We start from the raw sequence: 8,866 nt of genomic DNA on the forward strand, positions 1-8,866 counted from the left end.
TGAGCCGCTTCGCTTGATCGATGCGCAGGCCGCCGTACTCCCGTCGCCACCGATAGAAGGTCTGGTCGGTTACCCCAAGGACCTTGCACACCTGGGCCACGGTCTCTCCCCTGGCCAGGCGCACCTCCGCTTCCCGGAGCTTGTTGATGATCTCCTCTGCCGCAAACCGTTTCCTTGGCATCGCTGCCTCCCTTTCCGTCCAGGCATTTTCCCACTTTGCGCCTGGTCTAGTTTTTGGGGGGCAGGTCAGCCCATGATGTCGGCAACAGATGGCCGATGACCTCCAACGGGGGCAGGGAGTCTGGCGACGGGATAGTAAAAACCGCTAAATGCGCCGCCGAATGCGATGAAGATGTTGAAGAATCCCCCTCGCCCGCTCGCCAGAACCATCAGCGGTGCAAAGAGGAACGACCCGGCGATAAGCGCGAAGATGGCAATCGTGACCGAAATGAGCAGCATAAGGAGATCGGCGACGGAAAGCAGGTGGTGGGTGATCAACAGAACGAGAAAGAACGCCACCGCGCCGCTCATAAAGCCCCGCGTCATGTGGGCCAAGGCCTTGCCGAGCATAATCAGCGAAGATTCGGACCTGGAGAGCACGCTGTACTCAAAGGTGCCTGCCCGCATCTCATCCGCAAGCGACCAGCCGACATCGAAGACGCCTCTCTGCCAGATGGCGTACATGAACGAGCCCAAGGCAATATAGGCAAGGACGACTTCGCTGTTGCTCTTCCCGGCGATCCAGGCCAAGACAGCGACGGTTCCAACAGAGCTTGCAAGGCTGAAAAGCCAGTCGCTTATGCCTTTGATCGAGCGAGCCTGCTGCAGGAAGGCCCCGCGCAGGGCGTAGAGATGACCGGTCATGAAAAAACCGCCCCCAAGCCGCTGATTGGAAAGCGCCAAGTATAGCGCACGATGCAAGCCCATCGGCCCTGCTCAACCAACTGCACCCTGCCCGTGCATTCCGGCATCCCACTGCTGTACCATATCGTGCGGCCCGCCTGCCGGGCTGGAAACAGAGGAACGTATGGCCCCTGAAACGGCCCAAGAACGCGCGGTGCGCCTCCGCTGGTGGATGCTCCTGGTCCTCTCTCTCTCCCTCGTCATCATCGGCATGGACAACTCCATCCTGAATGTGACGATCCCCACGCTCCAGCGGGACCTGAAGGCGGACGCCTCCGACCTCCAGTGGATGATTGACTCCTATATCCTCGTCTTCGCCGGGCTGCTGCTCACCATGGGCGCCCTGGGCGATAAGTTCGGCCGCGCCAAGACGCTGCGCATAGGCCTCATCATCTTCGGCGGCGCGAGCCTGCTCGGCACGTATGCGGACAGTGTGGGGCAGTTCATCGCGGCGCGCTCCATCATGGGCATCGGCGGGGCGCTCATCATGCCCTCCACCCTCTCCATCATCACCAACGTCTTCCCCAGGGAGGAGCGCGGCAAGGCCATCGCTATCTGGGCCGGGGTTTCAGGGCTGGGCATCGGCATGGGGCCCCTCTTCGGCGGCCTTCTTCTGAACCACTTCTGGTGGGGGTCCGTCTTCCTCATCAACATGCCCGTCGTGGGCATCGCCCTCGCGGCGGGCGCCTTCCTGGTGCCCGATAGCCGGGACCCGACGCGGCCGCCCCTGGATATCCCCGGCGCCATCCTTTCCATGGCCGCCGTCTCCACCCTCGTCTACGCCATCATCGAGGCGCCATCCCGCGGCTGGACGGACGTCCGCGTCCTGGCAGGCTTCTTCGGCGCCCTCGCCCTCGGCATCGCCTTCGCCATCCGCGAGCGGACCACCAAATACCCGATGCTGGAGTTCAGCTTCTTCAAGAATCCGCGTTTCTCCATCGGCGCGGCGGCCATCAGCATCGGCTTCTTTTCGCTGATGGGGATGATCTTCGGCATGACGCAGTACTTCCAGTTCGTCCACGGCTGGTCGCCCCTTTCGGCGGGCCTGCGGACGGCCCCCATCGCCTTGGGCATCATGTTCGCCTCCACGAACAGCCACCGGATGGTGCGGCGGTTCGGCAGCAAGAAGGTCATCGCCCTGGGGCTGCTCATCGTGGCGGGGGTCACCTCGGTCATCATCGGCTACACGCCGGATACGCCTTACTGGATCATCCTGATCGTGATGATCGCCACCACGCATGGGCTGGGCAACGTGATGGCCCCGTCCACGGAGGCCATCATGGGGGCGGTGCCGCCCGCCAAGGCAGGCGTGGGCTCGGCGATGAACGACGTGACGCGGCAGGTGGCAGGGGCGCTGGGCATCGCGGTGATCGGCTCGGCGATGTACTCCTTCTACTCCCACAAGATGGCGGATGCGGTGGCGAACCTGCCATCCGGCGCGGCAGACGCCGCCCGGGACTCCATCGGCGCGGCCTATGCGGTGGCCGCAAGCCTGCCGCCGGAGCAGGCGGAGGCGGTGCGCCAGGCCGCGCGGCACGCCTTCACGGACGCGTGGGGCCTGGCGACCTTCATCGCCTCAGGCGTCGCCCTGCTGGGGGCAATTATCGTGCTGAAGTTCCTGCCGGCGCAGCACCTGCCGATGCCGGGCGCCGCGCCGGGGCACGCGCCCCAGGCCTCCGCGCCCGCGGCGCAGCGGAAATGACGACCCACGGCCACCAGCACGGGGACGGCGGGCAGAAGCCCCACGTCCACGAGCATGAGCACCCGGAGCATCCCGAGTACCCGAAGGACGACGTGGCCCGGGTGCGCGCGCAGATCGCCGAACTGGATCGGCAGATCGCGGCGAACCCGAGCGATGCCGCCGCCTACAACCGCAGGGGCGTCGCCTACGGCCAGATGGCGGAGCCGCACCACGCGACCAAGGACTTTGACGAGGCGATACGCCTGGAGCCGGGCAACGCCCAGTACTACTACCATCGGGGGATGGCCTCCATCCAGATGCGCCAGGCCTCCCTGGCCATAGAGGACTTCACCCGCGCCCTGCGGCTGAAGCCCGACCATGCGGACGCGCTGAATAACCGCGCCGCCGCCTACTATGACATCAGCGAGCCGGAGAAGGCCCTGCTGGACGCCACGGCAACGCTGAAGCTGAGCCCGGGACGGGCCTCCGCCTACGCCATCCGCGCCATGGCGAACGCCCAGCTGGGCAACGATGCCGCCGCCAAGGCGGACGCGCTGGAGGCCACGAGCCGCGGCTTTGACAGGCAGATGCTGGAGGCGCTGATGGCCCAGGCGAGGAGACGGCGGACGGGGTAGAAGCGGCCTGCAGTCCGCTGCTCCCTGTGCCATAATTGGGACATGGTAACCAAGAAGCGCTCCAAGCCCCGAGCGGCAAAGTCGCCGCCGCGCTCCCCGGAAATCATCTTTGCCGTCGTTGAATCGCCCGAAGGCGGCTTTGAAGCGCGGGCCCTGGGGCATGACATCTTCACCCAGGCGGAGAGCTTTGATGAGCTGAAGGCGATGGTCCGTGACGCCGTCCAGTGCCACTTTGACGAGGACGATGCCTCACGACCGAAGGCGATTCTGCAGCCTATCTAGTGATCAGGCGCAGCTAATCGAGAGGCAACTTTCACCCGGTAGTTTTCACCCTACCGGGTGATTGCGGCGCGCGCCTCGGTGACCTTCTGCAGCGCCTCGGTGGGCGTGCGGCCTGAGGCGGTCAGGTGGCCCATCTTGCGGCCGGGGCGCGGCTCCATCTTGCCGTAGAGGTGCAGCTTCACATCCGGCATGGCGAAGACCTTGGCCCACGGTGGCTCGCCCTTCATCCACAAGTCGCCGAGGAGGTTGGCGATGGCCGTGGGCTGGTAGAGCGCCGGCGAGCCTAGGGGCAGGTTGCAGACGGCGCGGACCGCCTGCTCGAACTGGGAGGTCACCGCGCCATCGAAGGTCTGGTGGCCCGAGTTGTGGGGGCGCGGCGCAAGCTCGTTGACCAGGATGCGCCCGTCGTTGGCCACGAACATCTCCACCGTCAGCAGGCCGACCACGTCCAGCGCCGCCGCGATGTCCAGCGCCAGCCGCTGGGCCTGCTGGGCCTGGGAGTCGCTGATGCGCGCCGGCATCACCGCCGTGTCCAGGATATGGTGGGCGTGGGTGTTCTCCGATGGCGGGTAGCAGGCCGTCTGTCCGCCGGGCGTTCGCGCCACGATGACGGAGATCTCCTTCTCAAGCTCGATGAACTCCTCCAGGATCGCCTCGCTGACCTTGAGGCGGTTCCAGGCCGTCTCCGCCTCTTCTTGGGAGTTCAGGATCACCTGGCCCTTGCCGTCATAGCCGCCGCGCGCCGTTTTGAGCACAGCCGGGAAGCCGATGTCTTTCACGGCGCGCTTCAGGTCGCCCAAGCTGCCGAGGCCCTTGAACTTGGCCGTCGGCGCGGCAGATTCGGCCAGGAAGCGCTTCTCCAGGATGCGGTGCTGGGCCACCTTGATGACGCGGCTGCTGGGCCGCACGATGACTCGCGGCTCGATAGCGGCCAGCGTCTCGAAGGGGACGTTCTCGAACTCCACGGTGACCACGCGGGAGCGGACGGCCAACTCACGCGCCGCTTCGAGATCGGTGTATTCGGCAACCAGCTGGTCGTCCGCCACCTGGCCCGCCGGGGAGTCCGGCCCCGGCTCCAGCACGACGACGCGATAGCCCATGCGCTTGGCGGCGATGGTCATCATCCGGCCGAGCTGGCCGCCGCCCAGGATGCCGATGGTGCTGCCTGGGAGGATGGGCATCTGCGCTGGGGTGGGTTCGGGCTTGGGACGCTGGAGCACAGCCGTTACCCCTTCGGATTGCGGTTCTTGAGGACGGTTTCCGTCTGGTCTTTGCGGAAGGCGTGGAGCCTCTTGCGCATCTCAGGGTACTTCACGCCCAGGATGGCCGCCGCCAGCAGCGCCGCGTTGGTGGCGCCCGCCTTGCCGATGGCCAGGGTGCCCACGGGGACGCCGCCGGGCATCTGCACGATGGAGAGGAGGGAGTCCATGCCGTTGAGGGACTGGGTGTGGATCGGGACGCCCAGCACCGGGAGCACGGTCTTGGACGAAGTCATCCCCGGCAGGTGTGCCGCGCCGCCCGCGCCCGCGATGATGACCTGGAGACCCCGCCGCTCGGCAGAGGAGGCGTAGTCGAAGAGCCAATCGGGCGTGCGATGGGCGGAGACGACGTTGATCTCATGGGGCACCTTGAGCTGATCGAGCATGGCGGCGGCGTGCTGCATCGTCTCCCAATCGGACTTGCTGCCCATGATGATGCCGACGAGTGGCTGTTGGGACTGTTTTGAAGATGCCTTGGGCACTAGAATTTCTCCGGTCGCAGGACTTCCACATCCGCAAGGTAGACGATCATCGCATACGATTGATAGTAGACCTTCATGAGATGGGTGACAATCGCCTCAGCCACAGCCTGGGTGCAGACAACCTCGATCCGGATGTTGCTGCCAAGGTCGAAGTCCGCCCGGCGCAGGCCTTTGGAGCCTTCCCCCCTGGCCTGGGTGATGGTGTACCCCTTTGCGCCGAGCCGTTTCACATCCTGGGCGATCTGCCTCTCCAGGACCGCCTCCGTGATAATTGTCACCAGCTTCCGCCGTGTGGTCTCCATAGTCTCCTTAGCCTACACGAAGAGCCCGGCCATGGCATGATAGATTGGGATGCCGATGATAACGTTGAATGGGAAGGTGATTCCGATAGCAGCAGTAAGGTAGAGCGTGGGGTTCGCCTGAGGGATAGCGACGCGCACCGCCGCCGGAGCCGCGATATAGGAGGCGCTTGCCGTCAGCACGGCCAGGACCGTTGTCTCTCCTAAGGAGAGACCCGCAGCCGCGCCAACGCCAGCGCCCGCCAGTCCGGCTGCCAAGGGCATCAGGATACCGAAGGCCAGGAGAAATGGACCGACTTTCTTCAAATCTTCGAACCGCCGCGCCGCCAGCATGCCCATGGTCAAGAGGAAGACGGCAAGGATGCCTTGGAACTGGTCAATGAAGAGCCTGCCGATGGCCCCTGTCCGCTCTCCCCCCGCGATGAGACCGACGAAGAGGCCAGTTAGCAGAAGAAAGATGCTCTTGCCCAGAAAGACTTCGTGGAGGAGCTTGGGCCAGTTCATCTTGCCGTCCTGGCGCTCGCCGAAGCGAAAGATGCCGATGGCGACAGCGATGGCGGGAATCTCCATGAGCGAGAGCAGGACCGTCGCATAGCCTTCATAGGCGATCTCCTTGCGGTCAAGGAAGGAGAGAGTGACGGCGAAAGTGACGGCGCTCACCGAGCCGTAATGGGCCGAGAGGGCTGCTGCATCGGCGCGATTGAAGCGTCCCAGCCGCCTCAGCACAACGTAGGCCACAACCGGGATGGCAAGGCCCAAGCCTAGAGTGCTGATGATAGGCCAGGCCACCTCCGCCGCATCGGCATCCCGAAGGGCGATGCCGCCCTTGAGGCCGATGGCGATGAGCAAAAAGATGCTCATCGCCTCATAAATAGGGTCGGGGATGCGGAGGTCGGAACGGAGAAGAGCGGCGAGGATACCGGCGAGGAAGAAGAGGATGACCGGGTTAAGGAGATTCTCCAATGGATTTCTCGGTTACGGTGCTGAGTTAGCGGACGCCATCCGGCCTCTTACCCTTCCGTCCGCCGTGCCGCCTGCCCTTGGGCGCGGGCTCAGGCGAAGGAAGCGAAAGCTGGGTGGAAGGGATGCCGATATTGGCGAGGGAGGGCATGGCTCTGCCCTTTGCCTCTTGCTCGCGCTCGCTCCGGCGTAGGGTGCTCAGGGCGCGATAGTAGTGCTCCAGGTGCTTGCCGTGGGGGCGGCCTTCCTGCTCCCAGATGGAGTAGGCGAGCTCTTTCACTTGCTGCTCGGTCGGCATCGTGCACCTCGTCTGACCGTCGTAACCGGAGGGGCATTTCATGATACCAGAAACGAGGCTTTTGACGGCTCCCGCGCCGCTCCATAGAATGGCTTCGCCATGCGCATCTGCTCCCCGCTCCCAGCTCAACGGAGACCGTCCAGGTTGCGGACGGCCTGGAAATCCTGGCCGAGATACTGCACCCGGGGCTCTTCCCGCGGAAGCATACGAAGGGCGATCGGGTGAAGCTCTAAGCTCCCACATATGGAGACAGAGATGGATAAGGCGACTCGCGCGAAGCTGATCAGCAGGTACAAGGGCGGCTACGACGACGTAGTGAAGGCGCTGAAGCGCGTGGGCCCTACGAAGCTGGACATCCGCCCCGCCCCAGGCGAATGGTCGCCGCGCGACGTTGTCCACCACCTGGCGGATGCCGAGATGACGAGCGCCGTCCGCCTGCGACGCCTCATCGCGGAACACCGCCCGACGATCGTGGGCTATGACCAGGACGAATTCGCGCGACGCCTCTACTACTCACGCCCCATCAAGGCCTCCCTGGCGGCCTTCAAGGCGGCGCGGCAGGCCACGGGCGAGCTTCTCGACCGGCTGACCGAGGACCAATGGGCGCGCGAAGGGACGCATACGGAGAGCGGACGCTATACGGTGGAAGACTGGCTGAAGATATACGCCGCCCACGCTCACGACCACGCCAGGCAAATCATCAATGCGGTGAAGAAGCCCCGGCGAGCTGTCTCCTAAAAGAGCACCTGGGCCTCTTCCAGGCGCTTGATCTCCTCCGGTGGTAGGCCCAGGATATCGCGGCAGACCCGGTGCGTATGCTCGCCCAAAAGCGGCGCGCGGCGCATCTCCGGCTCCATCGCAGCCGACCTGAAGGAAGGCCACACCTGCGTGGGCTTCCCTAATACGGGATGCTCCACGATCCGCAGGTGGCCCCGGTGCCGCAGCTGCGCATCGCTGTGGAGGTCTTCGCCGCGCGCCACAACGCCCGTCGAAACGCCGGCCTCCCTCAGCTTCGCGACGACCTCTTCCACCGTCTGCGGCTCTGTCCACTCGCCGATGATGCGGTCGAGCGCCTCTTCATGCCGCTTGCGCGCCAGCAAGGTGGCGAAGCGCTCGTCCGCCGCCAGCCCAGGCATGCCCATCGCGCGGCAGAGGGACGACCACATCACATCGCTCATCACCGCGATGGCCACCCACCGGTCAAAGCCCCGGCAGGGGTGGACGTTGTGCGGCGCGGCAGGTTGCTTGGTCATCGCTGGTATACTACTCTTCATGGAATCAAGCGACCACAGTGAGTTTTGGAGGAGTGCGGAGCAGCTACACTGGGTTGATACATCCACGCCGCAGCGAAAGAAACTTCTACGCTACGCACTCACAAAATATCTCTCGCTCTCCCCATCGAGCAAAGTGCAGGCGCTAGACGCTGGGTGTGGCCTGGGGGATTTCGTCAAGTTCTTTGAAGAGCAGTCCTATGAGGCCTATGGTGCTGATGCCTCTCTTGTAGCAGTGTCCAATGCGCAGCTACGCTGCCCGTCAGCTACGATTGTGAGAGCATCGCTTGAGCACTTGCCATTTGCAGATAACCGCTTTGATATAGTTTGGTGCAGCGAAGTGCTCGAGCATATCGTTGATGTAAGTGGCGCTTTCAACGAGTTGTCTCGTGTCACTAAGCCGAATGGTCTGCTCATTCTAACTGTCCCTTATCACGGCTTTCTCAAAAACCTAATTATCACTTCCGCAAGATTCGACTGGCACTTCTCTGTCGATGGCCCACACCTCCGATTTTTCACAAAACGCTCTCTGGATATTTGCTTGCGCCGTGCAGGATTTGAACCCCTTGCATGGAATGGCGTCGGGCGAAGCTGGCCGATGTGGAAGTCGTTCTTCGTTACGGCTAGAAGAGCACCTGGGCCTCTTCCAGGCGCTTAATCTCCTCCGGCGGTAGGCCCAGGATATCGCGGCAGACCTGGTGCGTATGCTCGCCCAAAAGCGGCGCGCGGCGCATCTCCGGCTCCATCGCAGCCGACCTGAAGGAAGGCCACACCTGCGTGGGCTTCCCTAATACGG

At 64.0% G+C, this 8,866-nt stretch carries 13 protein-coding genes; 5 read left to right on the forward strand and 8 right to left on the reverse strand.

Annotated features, from left to right (window positions below; translation table 11 throughout):
* A partial coding sequence (locus FJ039_12110; protein MBM4406892.1) for a transposase occupies positions 1-181 on the reverse strand: 181 nt, incomplete at its 3' end.
* A 65-nt stretch (positions 182-246) separates the two neighbouring features.
* Positions 247-927, reverse strand: coding sequence for a hypothetical protein (locus FJ039_12115; protein ID MBM4406893.1), 681 nt, complete (start codon positions 925-927; stop codon positions 247-249).
* A 100-nt stretch (positions 928-1,027) separates the two neighbouring features.
* Here FJ039_12115 and FJ039_12120 point away from each other — a divergent pair, with 100 nt between their 5' ends.
* The 3 genes from FJ039_12120 to FJ039_12130 are packed head-to-tail and all read left to right on the forward strand — an operon-like array spanning position 1,028 to position 3,501.
* Positions 1,028-2,605: a DHA2 family efflux MFS transporter permease subunit gene (locus tag FJ039_12120; GenBank protein ID MBM4406894.1), complete on the forward strand. Its 1,578-nt coding sequence runs from the start codon at positions 1,028-1,030 to the stop codon at positions 2,603-2,605.
* Positions 2,602-3,219, forward strand: coding sequence for a hypothetical protein (locus FJ039_12125; protein MBM4406895.1), 618 nt, complete (start codon positions 2,602-2,604; stop codon positions 3,217-3,219). Before FJ039_12120 ends, FJ039_12125 begins: the two co-directional genes overlap by 4 nt.
* A 42-nt stretch (positions 3,220-3,261) precedes the next feature.
* Entirely contained in the window at positions 3,262-3,501 is a 240-nt protein-coding gene (locus FJ039_12130) for a 2-oxoisovalerate dehydrogenase (protein ID MBM4406896.1), read from the forward strand.
* A gap of 50 nt (positions 3,502-3,551) precedes the next feature.
* Here the strand turns inward: FJ039_12130 and FJ039_12135 are convergent, their stop codons facing one another.
* Genes FJ039_12135 through FJ039_12155 form a run of 5 tightly spaced genes read right to left on the reverse strand, consistent with a single transcriptional unit; the run spans position 3,552 to position 7,042 of the window.
* Complete coding sequence (locus FJ039_12135; protein ID MBM4406897.1) at positions 3,552-4,682, reverse strand: 5-(carboxyamino)imidazole ribonucleotide synthase; 1,131 nt, start codon at positions 4,680-4,682, stop codon at positions 3,552-3,554.
* Positions 4,683-4,726: 44 nt separating this feature from the next.
* Complete coding sequence (gene purE / locus FJ039_12140; GenBank protein MBM4406898.1) at positions 4,727-5,191, reverse strand: 5-(carboxyamino)imidazole ribonucleotide mutase; 465 nt, start codon at positions 5,189-5,191, stop codon at positions 4,727-4,729.
* Positions 5,192-5,241: 50 nt separating this feature from the next.
* Positions 5,242-5,544, reverse strand: a complete 303-nt coding sequence (locus tag FJ039_12145; GenBank protein MBM4406899.1) for a transcriptional regulator — start codon at positions 5,542-5,544, stop codon at positions 5,242-5,244.
* 12 nt (positions 5,545-5,556) lie between these two features.
* Positions 5,557-6,504 carry a sodium-dependent bicarbonate transport family permease gene (locus FJ039_12150; protein ID MBM4406900.1) on the reverse strand — a complete coding sequence of 316 codons (948 nt, stop codon included), beginning with the start codon at positions 6,502-6,504 and terminating at the stop codon, positions 5,557-5,559.
* Positions 6,505-6,529: 25 nt separating this feature from the next.
* Positions 6,530-7,042, reverse strand: a complete 513-nt coding sequence (locus FJ039_12155) for a DUF2934 domain-containing protein (GenBank protein ID MBM4406901.1) — start codon at positions 7,040-7,042, stop codon at positions 6,530-6,532.
* Here FJ039_12155 and FJ039_12160 point away from each other — a divergent pair, their 5' ends adjacent.
* On the forward strand, positions 7,043-7,537 hold the full coding sequence (locus FJ039_12160; protein MBM4406902.1) for a hypothetical protein: 495 nt from the start codon (positions 7,043-7,045) through the stop codon (positions 7,535-7,537). It abuts the gene before it with no gap.
* Here the strand turns inward: FJ039_12160 and FJ039_12165 are convergent.
* Positions 7,534-8,139, reverse strand: coding sequence for a hypothetical protein (locus FJ039_12165; GenBank protein MBM4406903.1), 606 nt, complete (start codon positions 8,137-8,139; stop codon positions 7,534-7,536). The genes FJ039_12160 and FJ039_12165 overlap by 4 nt on opposite strands.
* On the opposite strand from FJ039_12165, the gene FJ039_12170 reads away from it, so the two are divergent.
* Positions 8,072-8,728, forward strand: a complete 657-nt coding sequence (locus FJ039_12170; GenBank protein MBM4406904.1) for a class I SAM-dependent methyltransferase — start codon at positions 8,072-8,074, stop codon at positions 8,726-8,728. The genes FJ039_12165 and FJ039_12170 overlap by 68 nt on opposite strands.
* Positions 8,729-8,866: the final 138 nt, after the last annotated feature.

This window comes from Chloroflexota bacterium (assembly GCA_016875535.1).
In the GTDB taxonomy this organism is placed as follows: domain Bacteria; phylum Chloroflexota; class Dehalococcoidia; order SHYB01; family SHYB01; genus VGPF01.